16 protein-coding genes and 2 pseudogenes are annotated in these 20,227 nt (G+C 37.2%); 9 read left to right on the forward strand and 9 right to left on the reverse strand.

Annotation, left to right across the window (positions count from 1 at the left end; genetic code table 11):
• Positions 1-88: 88 nt before the first annotated feature.
• Positions 89-673, reverse strand: a complete 585-nt coding sequence (sodB, locus tag FLM48_RS10060; RefSeq protein ID WP_028773892.1) for a superoxide dismutase [Fe] — start codon at positions 671-673, stop codon at positions 89-91.
• A 232-nt stretch (positions 674-905) separates the two neighbouring features.
• Here sodB and FLM48_RS10065 point away from each other — a divergent pair, with 232 nt between their 5' ends.
• Positions 906-1,250: a Grx4 family monothiol glutaredoxin gene (locus FLM48_RS10065; RefSeq protein WP_028773891.1), complete on the forward strand. Its 345-nt coding sequence runs from the start codon at positions 906-908 to the stop codon at positions 1,248-1,250.
• 50 nt (positions 1,251-1,300) lie between these two features.
• Here FLM48_RS10065 and FLM48_RS10070 read toward each other — a convergent pair.
• From FLM48_RS10070 to FLM48_RS10085, 4 genes and pseudogenes are all read right to left on the reverse strand, one after another.
• Positions 1,301-1,693 (reverse strand): annotated as a pseudogene (locus tag FLM48_RS10070) (solute carrier family 23 protein); the annotation flags it as partial.
• A gap of 640 nt (positions 1,694-2,333) precedes the next feature.
• Positions 2,334-3,548: a hypothetical protein gene (locus FLM48_RS10075; RefSeq protein WP_179024541.1), complete on the reverse strand. Its 1,215-nt coding sequence runs from the start codon at positions 3,546-3,548 to the stop codon at positions 2,334-2,336.
• Complete coding sequence (locus FLM48_RS10080) at positions 3,541-5,577, reverse strand: AAA family ATPase (RefSeq protein WP_179024542.1); 2,037 nt, start codon at positions 5,575-5,577, stop codon at positions 3,541-3,543. Before FLM48_RS10080 ends, FLM48_RS10075 begins: the two co-directional genes overlap by 8 nt.
• 81 nt (positions 5,578-5,658) lie before the next feature.
• Positions 5,659-6,402 (reverse strand): endonuclease, encoded by a 744-nt coding sequence (locus FLM48_RS10085; RefSeq protein WP_179024543.1) that lies wholly within the window; start codon positions 6,400-6,402, stop codon positions 5,659-5,661.
• A gap of 193 nt (positions 6,403-6,595) precedes the next feature.
• Between FLM48_RS10085 and FLM48_RS10090 the strand changes: the two genes are divergently transcribed.
• The 3 genes from FLM48_RS10090 (at position 6,596) to FLM48_RS10100 (ending at position 10,083) form a co-directional block, all read left to right on the forward strand.
• Positions 6,596-7,828 carry a uracil-xanthine permease family protein gene (locus FLM48_RS10090; RefSeq protein WP_179024544.1) on the forward strand — a complete coding sequence of 411 codons (1,233 nt, stop codon included), beginning with the start codon at positions 6,596-6,598 and terminating at the stop codon, positions 7,826-7,828.
• A gap of 286 nt (positions 7,829-8,114) precedes the next feature.
• Positions 8,115-8,714: an SLATT domain-containing protein gene (locus tag FLM48_RS10095; RefSeq protein ID WP_218645334.1), complete on the forward strand. Its 600-nt coding sequence runs from the start codon at positions 8,115-8,117 to the stop codon at positions 8,712-8,714.
• A 37-nt stretch (positions 8,715-8,751) separates the two neighbouring features.
• Positions 8,752-10,083, forward strand: coding sequence for a reverse transcriptase domain-containing protein (locus tag FLM48_RS10100; RefSeq protein ID WP_179024545.1), 1,332 nt, complete (start codon positions 8,752-8,754; stop codon positions 10,081-10,083).
• Positions 10,084-11,222: 1,139 nt separating this feature from the next.
• Here FLM48_RS10100 and FLM48_RS10105 read toward each other — a convergent pair.
• Entirely contained in the window at positions 11,223-12,596 is a 1,374-nt protein-coding gene (locus FLM48_RS10105) for a DUF6161 domain-containing protein (RefSeq protein ID WP_179024546.1), read from the reverse strand.
• Between the two features lie 169 nt (positions 12,597-12,765).
• Here FLM48_RS10105 and FLM48_RS22620 point away from each other — a divergent pair, with 169 nt between their 5' ends.
• From FLM48_RS22620 to FLM48_RS10115, 3 genes are read left to right on the forward strand one after another with little or no spacing between them, the layout of a single operon-like run.
• The gene (locus FLM48_RS22620; RefSeq protein WP_218645335.1) at positions 12,766-12,963 is read left to right on the forward strand and encodes a hypothetical protein; all 198 of its coding nucleotides are present in this window, start codon (positions 12,766-12,768) and stop codon (positions 12,961-12,963) included.
• Entirely contained in the window at positions 12,956-13,972 is a 1,017-nt protein-coding gene (locus FLM48_RS10110) for an HNH endonuclease (RefSeq protein WP_179024547.1), read from the forward strand. The genes FLM48_RS22620 and FLM48_RS10110 overlap by 8 nt, the downstream gene beginning before the upstream one ends.
• Positions 13,969-14,559: a bifunctional 2-polyprenyl-6-hydroxyphenol methylase/3-demethylubiquinol 3-O-methyltransferase UbiG gene (locus FLM48_RS10115; RefSeq protein WP_179024548.1), complete on the forward strand. Its 591-nt coding sequence runs from the start codon at positions 13,969-13,971 to the stop codon at positions 14,557-14,559. Before FLM48_RS10110 ends, FLM48_RS10115 begins: the two co-directional genes overlap by 4 nt.
• 43 nt (positions 14,560-14,602) lie before the next feature.
• On the opposite strand, the gene FLM48_RS10120 is transcribed toward FLM48_RS10115, so the two are convergent.
• From FLM48_RS10120 to FLM48_RS10130, 3 genes and pseudogenes are all read right to left on the reverse strand, one after another.
• The gene (locus FLM48_RS10120; protein WP_179024549.1) at positions 14,603-16,363 is read right to left on the reverse strand and encodes a hypothetical protein; all 1,761 of its coding nucleotides are present in this window, start codon (positions 16,361-16,363) and stop codon (positions 14,603-14,605) included.
• A 145-nt stretch (positions 16,364-16,508) separates the two neighbouring features.
• Entirely contained in the window at positions 16,509-17,165 is a 657-nt protein-coding gene (locus tag FLM48_RS10125) for an HNH endonuclease (protein ID WP_179024550.1), read from the reverse strand.
• A 185-nt stretch (positions 17,166-17,350) separates the two neighbouring features.
• Positions 17,351-18,193: pseudogene (locus FLM48_RS10130) on the reverse strand (uracil-xanthine permease family protein); the annotation flags it as partial.
• Positions 18,194-18,389: 196 nt separating this feature from the next.
• On the opposite strand from FLM48_RS10130, the gene FLM48_RS10135 reads away from it, so the two are divergent.
• Together FLM48_RS10135 and hda are read left to right on the forward strand one after the other, a co-directional pair.
• Positions 18,390-19,466, forward strand: coding sequence for a DUF2066 domain-containing protein (locus FLM48_RS10135; protein WP_179024551.1), 1,077 nt, complete (start codon positions 18,390-18,392; stop codon positions 19,464-19,466).
• 47 nt (positions 19,467-19,513) lie between these two features.
• A complete protein-coding gene (hda, locus tag FLM48_RS10140) occupies positions 19,514-20,224 on the forward strand; it encodes a DnaA inactivator Hda (RefSeq protein ID WP_028773889.1) in 711 nt (236 codons plus the stop codon).
• The last annotated feature ends 3 nt before the right edge of the window (positions 20,225-20,227 follow it).

The following is a 20,227-nucleotide window of genomic DNA, read 5'->3' on the forward strand; positions in this document are numbered from 1 at the left end:
ACAGTTGCAATTAGTGATGTGTTAAAGGTTGAGTGAAAAAACCATAAAAAAAGGAGCCTTAAGGCTCCTTTTTAACTTGTGGCATAGTTTAGCCAGCGAAGTTTTGGTTAACGAATTCCCAGTTAACTAGTTCCCAGAAGTGAGCTAGATAGTCAGGGCGAACGTTACGGTAATCGATGTAGTATGCGTGCTCCCAAACATCAACAGTCATTAAAGGGGTAACACCTTCATCTGTTAACGGGGTTGCTGCATTGCTAGTGTTAACAATTGCCACGCTACCGTCAGCATTTTTAACTAGCCAAGTCCAAGCACTACCGAAGTTGTTTACAGCTGCATCGGTAAATTTAGCCTTAAACTCATCAAAAGAACCGAACGCTGCATCGATTGCTGCGGCGATATCACCGGTTGCTGCACCGCCACCATTTGGTGATAGGCAGTTCCAATAGAAAGTGTGGTTCCAAATTTGGGCTGCGTTATTAAAGATACCACCAGTAGAGGTCTTAATAATCTCTTCTAGGCTCTTTTCTGCAAGTTCAGTACCTTCAACTAAACCGTTAAGCTTTACTACGTAGGTGTTGTGATGCTTGCCGTAGTGAAACTCAATAGTTTCTTGAGAAATATGGGGCTCAAGTGCGTTCTTAGCATAAGGTAATGCGGGTAATTCAAAAGCCATTTGTATTCTCCATTGACATTCAATTGTCTTTATTAGTTTTGCTCACTGCGCCACATTCTACCTGATAATAACGTGATGTGAATCATTGTTTTTGGCATTTTATAGATTATTTTAATCGGTTTTTACCTTGTAGCTAAAGCCCCTAAAAAAAGTAGGTTTTAGTTATGCCCCTTCCTGACGTACAATAGCCTAAACCAACGATTACCTTATGATGTGAGTATTAGGAATTTATATGGAAACCAATGAAACAGTAGAAAAGATTAAGCAGCAAATCGCAGAAAACCCAATCATTCTTTACATGAAGGGTTCACCTAAATTACCAAGCTGTGGTTTCTCTTCTCAGGTAGGCCAAATTATGATCAACTGTGGCGCTCAGTTTGCTTATGTTGATATTCTGCAGCACCCTGATATTCGTTCTGAGTTACCAAAATACGCTAATTGGCCGACATTCCCACAATTATGGGTAGAGGGTGAATTGGTTGGTGGCTGTGATATTTTGGTTGAAATGTATCAAAAAGGTGAGCTACAGACGCTGATTGCTGAAACTGCGGCTAAATACCCAGCGCAAGAAAGCTAATTACAGCCTAAATATTACTTAAAAAAGCCCGCTTTCGCGGGCTTTTTTATTTACACTTGCGCTGGTTTTTCAGGCAAAGGAAGTAGCAAGTTCATTGTAATGGCGACAATGCCACACAAGCTAATTCCCGTTAGGCTGAAAGAGCCGATACCAAATGCCATGCCGCCGATACCAAACACCAATGTCACGCCAACAATACATAAGTTTCTTGGCTCGCTTAAATCGACTTGATTCTTAATCAGTGCATTTAAACCAACTGCAGCAATAGAGCCAAATAACAAGCACATAATGCCGCCCATAACGGGCACTGGAATGGTTTGCATTAACGCACCGAGTTTACCGACAAAGGCCAACACGATGGCTGTGATGGCTGTCCAGGTCATGATGACTGGATTGAAATTCTTGGTTAAGGTTACCGCACCGGTGACTTCTGAGTAGGTAGACTTCGTAACTTACAGGTGGTTACATTTTTTATACGTGAACATCACCTAATGCTGATGCTTGCATAACTAGGTGTTAATATATGTGTCAGTGCATCTTTTGCTATTTAAGGTGAAAACAATCTAAGAGTACGTAAGGAGTATTTGCCCTTACTGGTGAATAAGCTTCTTTAAGAAAGAAGTTTAGAAAATTAGAGTAAGGTAGCGTTTTTCAGTTCCCAAGAAGAATCAAATGTTTACCCACATTTTTCTTGCTTCGTTTTCCAATGCCTAGTTAATATAAATCTAAGTTTGAAGAGGTAATCCTGAGATGAACGTGCAACCCATCCCACACTAAGCTTCCCATTTTCTGTATGTTAGCTCCTTTTTCTCTGAATGATACAGGTGTAGGTTGGTATGTAGCTGTTTACTCGTTTGTTAGTTTCAAAGTATAAATTAGGAAGTTATGACTGGATGAACAAGAAATAGACAATATGGTCTTGGGTTTCAGCCTAATTTTAATGATTGAAACTTGACTGTTAGATCACCACTGAAGCTATTTGAATGGTATGAACTTTGTGCAATTTGAAAGATAGGCTTTTCTATGATTAGCACAAAGAAGCTGAGGAGCTAGTCGAAGGTTTCAGCTTCTATCCATGACATTTTACAAATTAACCTTCAGGTTAGAAATCGATTCGATAGCATCTAGATTAAATTTAAAATTAGGAACATTTTTTTCATTAAATGCTTGTCCTAGTTTAAGAGCCATTGCCATAAACTCCTCATCATCAATTGCGTCTTGAGCAGAGCCTTCAAGTCCCTTCTTTTGATCGAATATATATTTCAGACTTTTGTATTCACGTACAAACTTATCAACTTCGTAAACACTTTTAAGTTCAAATAAATCGATGTTTTTCATAAAGCCATCGAAGCCAGATACTAAAACAGTAGGTGAAGTGAGTCTATCTGTAGCAGGAAGGAAATGAAAGACTGTACTCTTCAATGTACCTTCAACCAGAGGATGCATATAGTCACTATAGGTATCGGTAATAAGCTCTGGCTCTATAATTTCGACATAAGTATCTTCATCTCTTTTAAAGGTACGATTACACCGATGGCAAGATGGGACGAAGTTGCTTAAGGTAATGGCTAGGAATGGATATATACTTTTTGGGTAAAAATGATCTAAATCAGGTTTATCTATATGGCGTTTACCTTCAGCTATAATAATGGGGTTGTTATTACAAAAAGGGCAGACTTCAAGATTACTTGACTTTACTATTTGTAATCCATATTCACTTCTACACTTTTCATAATCAAAAATATTAGATAAGTTTTTAACCCAGCTTGGGTAAGGTGCTTCATCTTTAAAAGGTTTACTCTTACCTTGATGTAAGCTTTGAACAGCTCTAAGCAAGTCTCTAATTTCTACTGGGGTATTAAGCTCTTTAAGTTCATCATGTAAATATTGTGCTAACAGTGATGATTTTTCATCTTTTATTCTAAAGAGGGTTTCTAGAAGCTCATCTTTATAATTCGTAACCCTATCTCTATTTTCTATATTCTGTCGAGATAGATCTAGCTTTAAAAGATCGAATCTAAAGTTGTACTTACTGAAAAACATCACTGGATTATAGTAATCTACAATAACTGGGTGTCCTGTGAATATACGATTGATTTCTTGCTTTAATTCAGTTGCATTGCAGAACGCTAGGTTGTGAATAGACTCATCACTTAATAGCGTCTCTGCTTCTACTCGTTCTTCAGCAGTGCAATTATCTAGCTCTTCTCTAGCTTTGACTTGACATATATCAACAATGAAATCACTTCTAAAGTCATCTTCGAAACCATCAGGGTATGAGTACGAGAATTTAATCATGAGCTTCACCTGTATGGCTTGTGGAGCCACTTAACAATGCACTTCTTAGAGATTCATTTTTTATTTTGTGGATTAATTTTTTTTGGTCTTCTGAAAATATACCATTAGCTTTTCTAATCTCTATAAGCTCTGACAGCTTGGTTCTGGCGAGTTCACCGTAGGTTGAGTCTAGTTGCATACCGTTAAGCAATGTATCTGTGATTTCAGTTCCAAAACCGTGAGCTTCTAATAGACTTGACTTATTATCATCCACTTCTAAAGATATTATATTTTCTGGTAGGAAGTCTCCTATAATTAAAGGAGAGTGAGATGTGATAACGATTTGAATACGATTGGATACTTTCATCTTATCTAGCATTTCTATTAATCTTGCTACAAACACTCTTTGCCATTCAGGATGGAGGTATAGGTCAGCTTCATCAATAAAAATCAAATGATATCTAGGGCTTATTGACTGGGCAAAATCATCGGCACCAGCGAAGGGCTTTCTATCAGAGATAATAAAATTATTGTATATAGAGGAGAATATATTGGCGAGTGCAAACTGACCACTACTTAAGCCTATCCATCTTAAATCTATAGTAGACTTAAGGTATGATGGAAGTTCGTCTTTTAAAATGTTTATTTTTTGTATATTATCCCCATTATCAAGGTATGCTTCTATTTCTCCTTTGTTCGTCAGTATAATATTCTCTTCATTTATTTGTTCAAGAATAAAATATAAAGATTCACAAAAATTTAAAGTACTATCTAGCTCAAGCTCACCTGTTTCTAGGTAATTACTTATAACGTTACTTTCATAGGTCATATCTTGTCCATCAAAGTCATAGTCACTTTCTTCCCAAAATGACTCTGTTTTTTTGAGAGTAAGCTCTATAAACTCTTTTACTTTATCAATTTCATGATTGATTGGATATCTATTCCCATAGTTTTCTGTTAGGAAACTTATAACTAGTATTGCGTTGAATATGTAAGATGTAGTGTTATTTTCGAATGCTGATTTTAATACATAATTAATTGACTTTATTATCAGGCATAAATGTTGATTCTCAAGTATAGATTTAGAACTATCGCTATTTTTACCTTCAAGTATTGCTTTGAAATCGTTCGATGCATTTCTCGTTAAATTGTTAATTTTATCAGTAAGTATCGAATTAAAGTCATTATTCCTGCCTACAGATCTATTTGTAATATTTCCTATCTCTGTTCTACTAAGTAAATAATGATTATTATCTTCATTTTCTAGGTCGACATATGGGAATAAACTTTTCAATTTTGATAAGTTTTCAGTAAGCCTAGTTGATAGGAAAGTGTGTTTTACCTCACCTTTATTATACATCAAAGGCTGATACAACACTCTGTAAAATAGCATTAATGATGATTGTATAGTTTTATTAAACTGTAAGGTCGTATGTTTTATTGAAATAGCATAACTTACTTTTTTTGAGTTGTTATTGTCCCAATATTCGCTATTTAGATATTCGATTAAATCAGTTAGGTATTTTGATTTTTGATTTGAGGTGGTTTTGTAATTAGCGGAAACCTCTTTTACAATTCTACTATTTTTATTTTTTTGTTGTTCATTATTAATGTGTGTTTTGGATATATTATCTATTTTTAGCAGTTTTAATTCACTAGAACGAAAATTCTCTTTTTTGCGACAATTAAAGCATGATTTTACTTTTACGTTATAAGTGGGGCTTCCATCGTCAAAGCCAAATGACTTATCAAAATTAACATCTTGTATTTCAAATGCTCTTTCTTTTTCATTGAACCAAACAATAAACCCTGAGCTTTCTGTATAGCCAAAGCTTTGTTCAATGAATTCAAGAATAGAAGTCTTTCCTGAACCATTAACACCGATAATTGCAGTAATGTCTACGCCATCGTAGTACTCAGGAAGATAATCAGGGTTATCCTTTATCGTTAATACTTCATGCTTATACGTAACGATAAATTGAGAACTAAAGGGTATAGATATATTTTGTAGAACCTTGTGGTCTACAACATGGGCGAAGATCAATTTCATTAGAATGTCCTGTGTACTACTATGTAGTGCACTTTAGCTATTTCATATGAGTTATTCAATAATAATCATATAGATAAGACGCTATTTAAGGCAATGTTCCCATACGAAGGGGTTGTGATTACCTTGAACTTTAGAAATCCTTTCATCTATCACACATTCACGTGGTGAAACTGGATCTAATACGTCCCATTCATTGAACATAGCTAACTTTTTTGGACTAACTTGTGCTTCATGATGCAGCATCATATACAGGTATATTCTTGCTATATCGCCTTTTACGGAGTCTTTAGGCTCGACTAAATCAGTATCATAATTAATTTCGAAATCACATGAGCCATATACTCTAGGTTCACCTTGAACCTGACCGAACCTTCTATTGCTCCTGTCACCATTTAGTTCACCTACAGCCGCTGTAAGGTTATGCATATCACCTTCTGCTAAAGCAAAGACTGAATCATTTCTACGACAATTATCTCTAGCACTTAAAGAACCATTTTTCTTCCAGCAATCTCTATGTCCACCAAATTGTTCAGCAGGAACTACATGTTCCCATTCTATTCGTACAGCTCGTTTATTTGGATTACCAGAACTTGTTATAGGCTTTCTAGGTGTATATCCACAAGAAGTAGGGTAGATAGTATTCTCATCTTTGTTGCCATCGTTGTCATTGTCCGTGAATGCGAATTGGCAACTACAATAAAACGTATCTGGAACATCGTAGTAAACGTCAGTTCTTAGTTTGGTTTTAGCGGAGTTGAACTTCAATGGTTCTGCGATTGAAATCAACGGGAAGCTTATTAGTACTAGCAGTATGAATCCTTTCATTACAAAGTCCTTGTAGGTTAATATTTGTACAACATACATTATTACCTTCAATATGATAAGAAGTGTTTTAGGAATACATCCCAGAAGCAACTTTCGTGAGTAAGTTTGTCTTTTTGCATGAAACGTGAAACTTCCACTAGGAAAGTAACACCATCCTGTTAACATTGAATCGGAACTAATAATAGAGATAACAATGAAAAACTTAGCCTTACCACTTCAAGGTGCACAGATGCTTTTTGTAGCATTTGGCGCTCTTGTTCTAATGCCGCTGTTAACTGGATTAGATACTAACGTAGCTTTATTCACTGCTGGTATCGGAACCTTACTTTTTCAACTTATAACCAAAAGACAGATACCAATCTTTCTCGCTTCATCATTCGCATTCATTGCACCCATTATGTATGGAGTTCAAACATGGGGAGTACCGTCTACCATGGGTGGTTTGATGGCGGCTGGTTGTGTGTACTTAGTACTTGCTTCAATTGTAAAGGTTAGAGGTGATGGATTTATAAAACGTCTACTTCCACCAGTTGTAGTAGGCCCTGTAATTATCGTTATTGGTTTAGGACTTGCTCCAGTTGCCGTGAACATGGCGCTAGGTAAAACTGGTGATGGTTCAATGGTACTTGTTGAACAAAGTACAGCATTAATAATTTCATTGTCAGCACTTTTGACAACAATTGCGGTAGCTATCTTTGCTAAAGGATTGCTTAAATTAATGCCGATTCTTGCAGGTATTATTGTTGGTTATGGCTTGAGTCTTAGTTTTGGAATTGTTGACTTCAACCCTGTTGTAACTGCAAGTTGGATTGCTATGCCTAACTTTGTCGCTCCTGAATTGAATTGGCACGCTATTGCATTCATGATTCCAGTTGCTATTGCTCCAGCTGTTGAACATATCGGTGATATTCTTGCTATTTCAAATGTCACAGGAAAGGACTATATGAAGAAGCCAGGTCTGCATAGAACACTATCTGGTGATGGTGTTGCAACTATTGCAGCATCAGCATTTGGAGGTCCGCCTAACACAACTTATTCAGAAATTACTGGTGCAGTAACTCTTACAAAAGCATTTAATCCAGTGATCATGACATATACAGCAATCACAGCTATTTTACTTGCATTCGTGGGTAAACTAGGTGCATTGATGCAAACAATCCCTGTTCCTGTTATGGGTGGTATCATGTGTTTATTATTCGGTTCTATTGCTGCTGTCGGTTTGAACTCATTAATACGTAATCAAGTCGATTTAAGCGAACCTAGAAACTTATGTATTGTTGGTGTGACTTTAGTGTTCGGTATCGGTGGGATGGCATTCGGTATCGGTTCATTTAGTCTTACTGGTATCAGTTTATGCGGTATCGTTGCTATCACGATGAACCTATTATTACCAATGCCTGAAGATTCAGATCAAGAAGTAGCTTAATTCATAAATCACATTATAGAGGTTTAGAGCCTATAAAATAGTTATAAATCTCTAACAATATCTTCCAAGTATTTACTTTTTAAAACTTTAATATTGTATACGTATCATAAATCACTTACATTATTCTAGTGTTTCAAGGAGTGGAATCATTCGTGGTTCCCACTCTCTTAAGAGTGAAACTAATTTTGAAGAGCTTGCTCTTAGCTTCGTGCTTGCCCTGTATGGGGTGTTAACCTGATAACTCATAAACTCCTTGGAACACACTATTAACTTATGGAGAAGTTTAGTGGCACTTTCTAGTAATATCTGGTGGACAAGAAAAGCTCGTATCAGAGCCGAAAAACGACTCCTATCAAATGCATTTCAATCACAATTATTGCTATTGTGGTATTCATTCTTTTCTGTTGCAGTTTCAATCTATTACCTAAATGATACCCAATCAGAACTTGGTGCTACCTATTGGGTTGTGTACTCCGTACTTGTTTTAGTTATGTCATGCTTCATCAATGGCTTGTCGTTTAAAGAAAGAGCTGGCCTGATTAAAGAGTGTTACATAGGACTCAAAAGCTTACATTTAAAAGCTGAGCACAACGAGGGAAATGGAAACGATCAAATAAAATTATCAATAATTTCAAATGACTATGAACAATCTTTAAATGCTTGTGAAAATCACACTGATGAGGATTATATTGTAGCTCTTTGTAATGATTATTGGTCATCAAGCAGAACGACTACAACTGCAACAGATACAACTGCAAAATATATAACGCAAGAACCTACGTTTTACCAAAAAGTGCAGTTTTTCTTCTATTATATCAAACGTTTTCTAGTCCTATCTATTCTATACGCTTTACCAATCATAATTATGTGTTTACTTAAGCCTTAAGCAGTTCTACGTCAAAAGTAGTTTTCAAGGGAAGAACATGAAAGTACAAGATCAATTCAATAAAGAGTTCGAAGTAGATAACTTGAAAGAACTTTTTACTGATTATGTCGTGTATTCAGGCGCTACTGGAATTGATAACCTAAACCAATATGCTTTTAGAAAACAACTCGATAGTCAAACAGAGATACTATCTAGGAAAGCAAAAGATGGTTCTTATCAGTTCACAAAGTATAAATTAAAACTGATCAGTAAAGGCAGAAACAAAGTACCAAGAGAAATATCGATTCCAACAGTACGTGATCGTATAGCACTGAAAGCCATGTGTAGGTTTTTACAAGAACGATTCAAGTCAGCTGTCGAGTTCAAGTTACCACAAAATGTTATCAAAGAAGTAAAGTCAGATATCGATACTCAGCAATACGATAGCTATATAAAGTTAGATGTTTCAAATTTCTACCCATCAATAAAACACGATATCTTATTGAAACAGCTAAGAAAACGAGTTCGTATAAAACCTATACTGGATTTTATTACCTCTGCTATCTGCTCACCAACAGTTTCAGTTTCAAGGCCAAACGATGAACCTACTGAGTTAGGAATACCACAAGGATTAGCTATATCGAATATATTGGCAGCTATCTATCTTCAGAACATTGATAAGTACCTATCAACGATTCCGAATGCTAAGTGCTATCGATATGTTGATGATGTTCTTATATTGTGCCAACAACATGAGTCTAAACAGATTGCTGATGAAGTTATCAGAAAATTTAAAGATGTCGGACTAACAGTTCACTGCCCTACAAAAAGCCCTGAAAAGTCAAAAATTGACACAATACGTAATGGTTTCGACTATCTAGGTTATGACTTTAGAGCCGATATCATTTCAGCTAGAAATGGGACAATTGAGAACTTAAAATCATCACTAGCAGGTATCTTTACTAGTCATAAACATGTTAACTCTCCAAGACCTGAATTTCTTGAATGGAGACTCAACTTGCGAATTACTGGCTGTATATTTGAAAATAAGAGCAAAGGATGGCTATTTTTCTTCTCAGAAATTAATGATGAACAGCTTCTTCACCGTCTAGATCACTATGTATCAAAGCTATGTAAGAGATTCGATGTAAATGTTGTACCAAAGAAATTTGTACGTTCATTTAAAGAAATTACACATAGGAAATATGAGACTACTTATGTACCAAACTTTGATGATTATGACACTGCTAAGATGAGCGAAGTTTTGATTAAGTACTTTGGTTACGAACTTAAAGGCTTAAGTGCTACTGAAATCAAATATGAATTTCATAAGAAAATTGGTAGTCAGGTGAAAGATCTGGAAGTCGATATTAAAGACTTTAGTTACTAACGGAACACCTTCCAATAGGTGCTAGGTAATTAAGTACGATCTATTGTTTCGCAGAAACATAATTTGTCCTTCCATTGTCTTGTGTCTTCGCTTTTCAACAATGAAGAGAAGGAATGAAATGCAGGAAATGTTTTGTGTTGGGCTTGTCCAAACAACACAGGATCTTACTTCTGTTTCTCTTCAAGAGCTTAGAACTCATTTGCTTGTCACTGATCAAGTACTCCAAGATCTTAAGGAACTTCTAATACTTCTTGTGCTGCTCGTTGCTAAAGCAACAATCAGAAATCTACGTATTCATTCAAGAACAAGAGCAGTTCTTTCATGAAGTACTTGATTTAGCTTCTAAGTTAAATACTTGAAATATATAATGTAGTTATAATCAGCTTTAGTAGTAATATCTCTAAGAACTTTTAGATATCGCAATATTAATTTCCCCCTTGTAAATCCAGTAGAATAGACTGAACTTACAAAGGAGAAATACTAAGATACTGTGAGAGTGATCTTTAACTTACTTAGCATCTATCTATAAAAGAGATCTGGAAACCTGCCCGAAAAACCAGAATCAATGCCGTACAACAGGGGTCAAGGGGTTTATCCTCACTACATATAAGCCAAGTAAGCGACTACATATGCTGAACAACTAACTAAGCTTGTTCTTTATTGTTGTAACACGGTAACTTGTCATTGTTACCACCTTTATTTAACGTAGCGATTCGTACTTTACCGTTCAAGACGGACTTTACTTTCTACGTGTACTATCAGTGTACAAGGCTATCATTCACGAGTCCTGTTAAGGATACTGCAATGTTCTGCAAATGAGTTCACCGATCATCCATGATCATTTTATCTGATATTGTTAACACAAAATTACGACAAACGTGGAAGCATTTTAGTGTTCTACTTTTATTTCAGGAAGTTTAGTTCCACTCAATAGAAGGCCACTCAAAAAGAAGAAAGCGCACGGTATCTGAGTGGGGATATTTCGAATGACTCATGACTTTCATTCTAGTGCGTTCTTTGTATATGTATTTATCAATTTAGAATTGAAAGGGCTTGAAATAGAATTCACCACCTAAAGGTTTTAAAACCTTATACTTTATTATGACATGACTTTAAGAAGTGTCTAAAAATAAACCTACTTAATTGGCTCTTTTGTCGAGAACTTTTATAACGGCATCTGTTGGCATAATAGCTGCGTTATCAGCAACAATTCCTGTAGATGAAGGTCTGAACAAAGTGTCTAGAGCTATCTTTCTATCTTCTTGTTCTTTGAGTTTATCTTCATTCATCAATGCCAAATAAGTAGAAATCATTGTCTTACGCTCAACAGCTTCCAACATTAAGTGTTTTGCAGATGAGTACTGTCTAGAACTAAACCTGATTGCGTAAGTACAAAGAGACAGAAGAATTACTGTAGTGGTTAACGCAAGAGGATTTATAGCACCAAACAAAAGCTTATCTGTGAACAACTCCTGAGTCCAACCTGCTACTAGATAGCCTAACAAGGGGGGAAAAATTACAGTGCTTAAAGAGAATAAAATAAGAGCGATAAGCCACGTTTTAAGTTCTGTCTTATGAGTTACTTTCTTAGTTTCCCAATAGGCAACAGATGCACTTAATTCGATTTTTGATTTATACGTAATTTCAGCTTGTTCGAGTCTATCAAGTGAACTTTGAACGTCCGTATCAACTCGCCTTGTGATAGCTCGTTTAGCTTTGATTATTTTCTTTATGGAATTCGAAAAGTCTAGCTGATATTTCTTAGTTTTCTCGTCCTTTAACGTTTCAAGTGATGCCTGTTCGTTTTTTAGCCAAACATCAAAGTTTTGTTTGTCTTTAACGCTTTGATCATAAAGTTCTGTTGTATCTTTAACTACGGAGTCAAGATGATCAATATGGCTTTGGATCGCAGCCTTATTAGCGCTCAATTCAAAAGCTGTGAGCAATCGTTGTGCCTTTAGGTAATATCCGTTTAATGTCTTAAAGGACTGACAATTTGAGTCGTTATCTCCATTTCGCTTAGCACCTATCAAGTTTATGTAATGAGTATACATTACCTTGTTCGGGTTTTTTAAAGGTGTCAGATCAGGTGTGATAGAAGCAAAACTAATTAGTATGGCTTCTATCGGACTCGTCTTACTATGTTTAATGATGAATTGGCCTAGGGCACTATTTGATAAAGGAATATAAAATTCAAAGTAATTGACTTCAAAACTTTCTATTAAACTATCTAGGTGATCATGATTATATTCCCAAGCAGTCTTTATTGACTTCATTTGCTCTAGAACAGGAGTATAAAAATTATTCCAAATATAATCACCAACAAGGCTTTCGTGCGTACTCTTCCACTGTTCTTCTGTGAAGTTGAACGAAAAACGTTGTTCGTTAATAAATGCACTAAGTTGCTCTGGAGAAGAAAAGGTTTTTTTCCTGCCAGACTTACTTAGTCGAATTTGTATAGATTTACTATTCCTTGCATCTACGGAAGGCTCATCTATTGTAACTTCATTCATTCTGATACCTTAATTATAGTGATAGTTCATTTAAAACACATAAAACGATACAAATCAATAACATTCGTTTTTTATGATGGTGGAGGAAACCTACAATTGGTAGTTCTAGATCATGGTTTAACTATTGATTTCATGCTAAAAACAATAATTATCATTCTGGAGCATATCCGTGAAGTTAATCGCTAATGGTATCAATAGTCAGTATTTCCAAAATATCCTCCCACCAGTTGGTACTGAAATTGATGAGGTTGTTGCCGCAATAGCATACGGTGACGATAAGACATCGTTAGCGAAGCATTGTGTTGATAACAAGAACAGCTCTTACAAGAGCTGTTCTATTATGAGTAATAATTCAAAATATGAATAAATTCACTAATGAAGACTATCTAAAAGGAATCATCCTTTTTGGATTGAATGCTGCTACTTATAAAATGGGTTTAGGTAAGACTCTTCTTGAGTTCGCCAAACAAGGTAAAAATGAAGTCCATTGGGGGGAACTAAGTGAAGCATATTTGAATCAGTACATCGCTAGATTAACTAATAACCCAATGCCACAGCAAAGTAATCCTCATAGACAAACAAAAATGGAACGCTTTGTTAAAGAGCTTGAATTAGGTAAGTACAATCATGCTCAAACAGTTAAACGTGTAGCTGACGAAGGGTTTACAGACGTAGTACCTAGATTCCAAACAATTGGAACAGATAAGAGTATCATTGGTGATTACTTTTATGAGATCCATGATAAAGAAAGGTTAGTTCTAAAGGACTCTCTTCTAGATTTTACCCAAGAACAGTTTGAAACCTTAGATGAAGAGATGGAGGCTAGATGGGGGCTACTTGAAGGTGCTTTTACCATTAATCAGTCTAATTTCTCTCTAGCTAATGACATCAGGGATATCTACCTAGAAGAAGGTTATGAACGTAAAGCTTTAACTAGCAATATACCTTTCTTATCTGGCTACCAAGGTAATACATGCTTCTATTGTGGTGAAAAACTGTCAGGTATAACTCATGTTGATCATGTCTTACCTAGACAAGTTATCAACCATGATGAAATTTGGAACCTAGTACTTAGTCATAAAGAATGTAATCTTATAAAGTCGGATAAGGTGGTAGGTGAACACTTCATTATCAAACTTATTCATAGAAATGAAAACATCATGGGTAGTAACCATCCATGGAAGAAAAAGATTTCAGATTCACTAGGTTCAACACCTAAGAAAAGAAGTGCATCCTTGTCAAAACACTATGACAATATCAAAACTGTTCTAGGTAAGAACTACTGGGGTGGTAGTGAAAACTACAATCCAGCTACAGACCCATTTTTCAGACGACTAATTACAGCTTTAAACAACAAAGACTCTCACTACAAATGAATACAATTGATTACTACAACCAAAACGCTAGGTCTTTCATAACTGATACCGAAAGTGTTGATATGAGTGCCTTATATCATGAGTTCATTTCTTTACTACCAAAAGGTGCTTCAGTACTCGATGCTGGTTGTGGTTCAGGAAGAGATACTAAGTATTTTGTTGAACAAGGTTACGAGGTTAGTGCGTTAGATGCGTCCCTAGAAATGGTTCAACATGCTACAAAACTAAGTGGGGTTCAGGTTAGCCATAGAACCTTCTCACAGGTGAACGAAGTTGAAGCTTACGATGGTATTTGGGCTTGCGCATCGTTGCTACACGTGGCTAAGGATTCGTTAGAAGAAGCATTTAGTAACCTATCTAATGCATTGAAACCTAAAGGTGTTTGGTATCTTTCATTTAAGTATGGTGATAAAGAAAGATCTAAAGGTGGTAGGCATTTTACTGACCTTAATGAAGCTTTACTACAAGAGCTGGTGGACAAGGTAGGGCAGTTAAAAGTACTGAAAACTTGGGTAACTGTAGATGCTCGACCAGATCGTGAAGAGAAATGGTTAAATGCTATTTTAATTAAAGCTTCGGTAGTTTAGTGTCAGTTTAGAAACGATAGAGCAGGTTATAATACCTGCTCTTTTATCGGTGAATAGCACCTTGAATTGAAGTATTTAGATCTATGAGTGCATTTGTTACTGAATCAAGAATGTAATCTAATGCGTAGCCATATCCTTCACTAACTGAAGATATGTCAAATCCTAGCTTTTCTAAATGTTCCAGTGATTTACCAATCGACTCATGTGCTTCAGCATTTCTCAAGTCATTGTTTATGAAGAGTGGTGCTATTTTTATGTTACGATTTTTAATGTTGATATCGCTAGCTGCTTTATGTAAAAGCTCATGCGATTCAGATTTACCGTTATGATCTTCAAGAACGTTACATAATGCTTGAAATAATCTGATGCCTTGGATTTCATTGATATCTTTTTTCTTTGCGCCTAAAGCGAGTAAAACGTTGCGTAGTGGGACAGGTTTAAACCTACCTAATATTTCATTAAGTGTTTTACATCGAGCTAAAAAATCTTGTTCATACATATCAAGTGGTGCAACTTGGGATAACTTCTTAATTATAGAGAAGTTCCTAATTCCCTCATTGTCGTACTCTTGTCTACCAAATGGAATGAAGTCGGTAGGTTGAATCGAGGTGCCGTTGGCTACTTTTGCTAGTGTTGCTAAATTTTCTGACAGGTCTATTAAAGTTTCAAGCAATCTGAAACTCTTGCAAACTATATGCTCCTGATCTTCAGAGAAACCTTTAGCTTTAACAGCTGAAATAGCATGTTTGTGAACATGGAGAATTTCTTGTGATGGTACACCTCTATACAGCTCGTAGATTGATACCTTAAGCATGTTTCTACCAACTCTTTTACAGTCTCGAAATGACCACTGACCGCCATAGGAAGGGCTACTACCAAATGAAGAGTGCATTTTAAAAGGAATGCATTCAAACATACTATTGCGTTCATATTTTTCTAAGAACCTATCATCAACGTAAACGTACTCATCCCTCATGTAACTGGATGCTCGGTCTTCAGACATTGGATAATTATCTCCTGCCCAAACTAAAGAATACTTATCAATGACATCACATCTTTCAGGTGAGACAACAGGGACCGTTGCATGAATTTGTAGCATAATTTTGTTTTGATGTTCTCTTAATACTAGATCGTACCAACTATTTGGCTTGTTACATTGGTAGTATGTTTCTTTTCCAAATAGTTCTCTAATTTCTGGTGAGTCTTTAATATATGTCTCATAGTAGAAAACCCTAACTCCCCAACAACCGTTCATCCACAGGTACTTTCTCAGGTAATCATTGCGCATTTCCCAATTGATATCACGGCTAGAGTGAAAGTAATACTGGCTAGCAAAATCTCCACTAGCGACATCAATGACTGGTTTTGAAAGGTCGTCATATGTTACTTTTTGAATGGCGTTACCTATGACCCTAGGTGACAAACCTAAAGTCATCCATACCTTTTCAGCCAATGAGTATGAGTACCGTTGACTATCTCCCCAAGAGGCTACTATATAGTCATAACCTGAGATACTAGGCTTGATACCACTGATATCACCTTTGATGTCACAGATTGGTGTTGAAAATGAAACTACACCGTTACTACTTTCATTTAACTGTCCTAAGTTGGTTATTTTGCTTTCAGGAACACAAGCCATGATCATTTGGAGGGCTTCATGACTATCACCGTATTGGTCTTTCTCAAAATTTGTGGTGACTTGAACTTTCTTTGACGGAGAGACTGTCGTTTCAACTTCTAATAGGTTTCTTAAAGTATCGGGAACTTCAGCAGAGGGCAGTGGTAACTGAGTTAGAAAGTTCATAAGGAGATAGTGCTCTGTATAATAGACTTAATATCGTAATCTTAACTCAAAAATATATTGCTTTCATTTGTTTGGTGAAGGATTAAGATTTTTATGGATAATCTATTAAAAATAGTGATTTAACACCGTTTGTAGGATAGGGACGTTAAAGCTGATCACCATATTTCTTTGTCCAATGTTTGACTGTCCGTGGCCAAACACCGTACTTGTTTATAAGTTCGGTTTCTGTGCAGGTTTTGAAGTACTTTATGACTTCTTTAATGAAAATCATGGAGTAACTATAATTGGAACGGTTATACACAATCGCTTCCATTTCAGCCTTTGTTTTCAAAGCTGGGAATACACCCTCATAGTAGTCATCACCATAGGAATGATCACCATAAACTGCTTTATGATTTTTTAGCCTATTAATTTTTGATTCATACCAGTTCAAGCCGCTTTTCTTCATAATAGATTTCACTTCAGACATATGCTTATCAGACTCCAGTAGATCTAGCACTAATTTTACATCTTTCGCATCTTCATTAAGGATATAGGAGTATGTTCCATCAGGGTTATCTATTCTATCAATCCAGCTGGGTAAAATATCAAACCTACCAGATGCTCTAATTACTTTTTGTTTTTTCTTAACTAGTTCTGATAGTGGTTTGCGGTTTTGTATGTGGTGTAAGTTTGCGTGGCAACTGGTACACAAGGTTAGGATATTGGTATCTTCATCAGAACCACCCTCGGCACGGGGAATAATGTGGTGATTTTCTAGTCCATCTGTGGCTCCACAAATTACACATAGATTTAGTCTCATTTTTCAAATACTCCATGATTAAAAGAGTATTTATTTGCAAAGTGACTATAAGGAAATTTATGCCGTAGTTAATATGTCTTTCTTTTCAGATGTTTATTGAGGGTGAGTAGCGGCGGGAACAACTAGTAAAGATCTTATACAGCTAATTGGTAATCTGACCTGAATCCCCATCTTTGTGTTCCGAAGTAAGTGGTATTAGGTGGCCCACCAAACGCTGATGCTGCAATTGTCGCGACACCATCACCGGCTAAAGTACGATGTAAACCAGGTTTTTTCATATAGTCCTTACCGGTAACATTGGAGATCGCTAAAATATCTCCTATATGCTCTACAGCAGGGGCGATTGCGACAGGGATCATAAAGGCGATTGCATGCCAGTTAAACTCCGGTGCGACAAAGTTTGGCATTGCCAACCAGGCGGCTTTCTCGACAACAGAAAAATCTACAATTCCATAAAACAGACTCAAACTGTAGCCGACAATAATACCCGCTAAGATGGGCATTAACTTTAATAAGCCTTTAGCAAATATCGCTACGGTAATTGTGGTGAGTAACGAAGCTAAAGAGATGATTATTGCAGTGTTATAGTCGACTAATACCGCGCTGCCATCTCCCGTTTTACCTAGCGCCATATTGACCGCAACGGGCGCAAGTCCGAGGCCAATAACGATAATAACGGGCCCAACAACAACGGGAGGCAATAGACGTTTAATAAAGCCATCTCCTCGTACTTTTACCAGCGACGCCAAACAGATATAAACTAAACCTGCTGCCATTAACCCGCCCATGGTTGAGGGGATCCCCCAAGTTTGAACCCCGTACATGATGGGGGCGATGAAAGCAAAAGAGGAGGCCAAAAAAATGGGTATTTGACGTTTAGTGATTAACTGAAAGAGGAGGGTACCGATACCGGCGGTGAACAAGGCAACGTTAGTGTCAAGGCCGGTTAACAATGGCATCAGTACGAGCGCACCAAAAGCCACAAATAACATCTGCGCACCTTGAAGTGGCAAAGCTAAATTTTTCATTGTTATTCTCATTTTTGGATAAACTTAACAATAGTAACCACCATTGGATACTTTTTCATTATCTTTGCTCACATATCCCTCTTTTTTATGAATAAAGAACCAGCAAAAGGTTGTTTCAATAGGACTGAATGTGCATCGCTAACAGATTAATGTGTTACACTCTTTTCATTATTCATCGAGATAGATTTTGATACGGATGTTTATACGCCTAATTGCTGCATCACTAGTCATATTCAGTAGCTTATTCATTACATCACCCCTACTGGCTGCTGTGAGCAGTGCTTTAGATGAGAGCACTGTTGCTGTTGAAGACCGTTCTCGCACACTGCGTAGCAAGGCACTTAAGACTGCATTGCAGGATGTGATTTTAAAGAACTCTGGCAGTGAGGCCGCTTTATCTCACCCCGTTATCCTCGAGAGTCTCAAGAATCCCAGTAGCCTGACGACACAGTTTGGTTACCAAGAAGCCGATGGCGAGTTGCTGCTCAATGTCAGTTTTGATCACAGCAAAATTATTGCACTGTTACGTCAAGCACAATTACCCGTTTGGGGTAAACAGCGGCCAACAACGTTATTTTGGCTGGCGCAGTCAGATATGACTGACAGAATGATTATCAGTGACTCTTCTGATAGCGAGTTAAGACAAGTTTTTAATGACTTCACCCAAGCAAGGGCTATCCCGTCAGTTTTTCCTTTAATGGATCTTGATGATTCGATGAACATTTCAGTCAATGACGTCCGAGGGTTGTTTGTCGAGCCAGTGGCCTTAGCCAGTGCTAGATACCAACCTGATTATTTTGTCTTGGCTTCTATCGATACGGTGAATGAGCAAACCCGTTATGCTTTTTCGCTTTACCAAACTCAGACTGATGATGCACTCTTAACGCCGTTAGTATCCAAACGTGCTGAGGTTACCAGTGCCGATGACGCTGCGGCACAAATTCTTTCTGCTGTTAGCGAATATTATGCGGGCCGCTATGCGATTGCAGATAGTGGTGAAGCGAACACCACTAATATACGCTTTGTCGATATCGCCAATCGCAAACAGTTGGTCGATATTGAAAAGTACTTGCTACAACTTAGTGCGGTGAGCGCCGTGAGGTTGGTCTCACTTAATGGCTTATCGGTAGAGTATCAGCTTAACTTATTTGGTACCGAAGAAGATTTGCATCGGTTAATGAAATTAGAGTCAAGAATTGATGAATTGCCACAATTGGAACTCGAGCTTGATCAACAAAGTTTGCGCGTTCCTGAGTACATTTGGCAGGGCTAGTTTGCTCATCCATTTGTAAATATATAAATAGATAGAGATTTTATTGAGTGAATTTTAACTCACCAAGACAATTGTCACTGCCGGTTCACTTACCGGATGATGAGACATTTAGTAGTTATTACCCCGCTGCAGGCAATGATCAATTGATCCAAAGCTTGCAGGCATGTGCCCTTGGCACTTCAGAAAGCTCGGTTTACCTATGGGGACCCATTAAATCGGGCCGCACCCATCTAATGCACGCAACTTGTGCACAAGCCAATGAAGCAGGAAAAAGTAGTTTTTATTTGCCGTTGGGCATCCATGCCAGTATTTCTACCGAGCTGTTAGAAGGCCTTGAACAACTTGATCTAGTGTGCATCGACGATATCGATGCCATCGCAGGGCACCCGTTATGGGAAGAAGCTTTGTTTGATTTGTATAATCGAATGGCAGAGCAGCATGGCAACACCTTAGTGGTGAGTGCCAGCAGTGCCGCCACTGAAGCTGGTTTCACTTTGCCTGATTTAGTATCCAGAATGCAATGGGGGCTCACTTATCAGTTACAACCTATGGCTGATGAAGAAAAGCTTGCAGCACTGCAGCGCCGAGCAGCAATGCGAGGCTTACAACTCCCTGAAGATGTCGGGCGTTTTCTACTTAATCGACTGGCGAGGGATCTAAGGACATTGTTTGATGTGCTTGATCGTCTTGATAAAGATTCATTGGTCCATCAGCGTAAGCTAACAATCCCATTTGTGAAAGAGATGCTTAGGCTATAGCCT

It is taken from the genome of Shewanella sp. Scap07, from assembly GCF_013394145.1.
Classification (GTDB): Bacteria; Pseudomonadota; Gammaproteobacteria; order Enterobacterales; family Shewanellaceae; genus Shewanella; species Shewanella waksmanii.

Coding starts and splice junctions, on each gene's coding strand:
- sodB (WP_028773892.1), bottom strand. CDS start 673: ATGGCTTTTGAATTACCCGCATTACCTTATGCTAAGAACGCACTTGAG.
- FLM48_RS10065 (WP_028773891.1), top strand. CDS start 906: ATGGAAACCAATGAAACAGTAGAAAAGATTAAGCAGCAAATCGCAGAA.
- FLM48_RS10075 (WP_179024541.1), bottom strand. CDS start 3,548: ATGATTAAATTCTCGTACTCATACCCTGATGGTTTCGAAGATGACTTT.
- FLM48_RS10080 (WP_179024542.1), bottom strand. CDS start 5,577: ATGAAATTGATCTTCGCCCATGTTGTAGACCACAAGGTTCTACAAAAT.
- FLM48_RS10085 (WP_179024543.1), bottom strand. CDS start 6,402: ATGAAAGGATTCATACTGCTAGTACTAATAAGCTTCCCGTTGATTTCA.
- FLM48_RS10090 (WP_179024544.1), top strand. CDS start 6,596: ATGAAAAACTTAGCCTTACCACTTCAAGGTGCACAGATGCTTTTTGTA.
- FLM48_RS10100 (WP_179024545.1), top strand. CDS start 8,752: ATGAAAGTACAAGATCAATTCAATAAAGAGTTCGAAGTAGATAACTTG.
- FLM48_RS10105 (WP_179024546.1), bottom strand. CDS start 12,596: ATGAATGAAGTTACAATAGATGAGCCTTCCGTAGATGCAAGGAATAGT.
- FLM48_RS10110 (WP_179024547.1), top strand. CDS start 12,956: ATGAATAAATTCACTAATGAAGACTATCTAAAAGGAATCATCCTTTTT.
- FLM48_RS10115 (WP_179024548.1), top strand. CDS start 13,969: ATGAATACAATTGATTACTACAACCAAAACGCTAGGTCTTTCATAACT.
- FLM48_RS10120 (WP_179024549.1), bottom strand. CDS start 16,363: ATGAACTTTCTAACTCAGTTACCACTGCCCTCTGCTGAAGTTCCCGAT.
- FLM48_RS10125 (WP_179024550.1), bottom strand. CDS start 17,165: ATGAGACTAAATCTATGTGTAATTTGTGGAGCCACAGATGGACTAGAA.
- FLM48_RS10135 (WP_179024551.1), top strand. CDS start 18,390: ATGTTTATACGCCTAATTGCTGCATCACTAGTCATATTCAGTAGCTTA.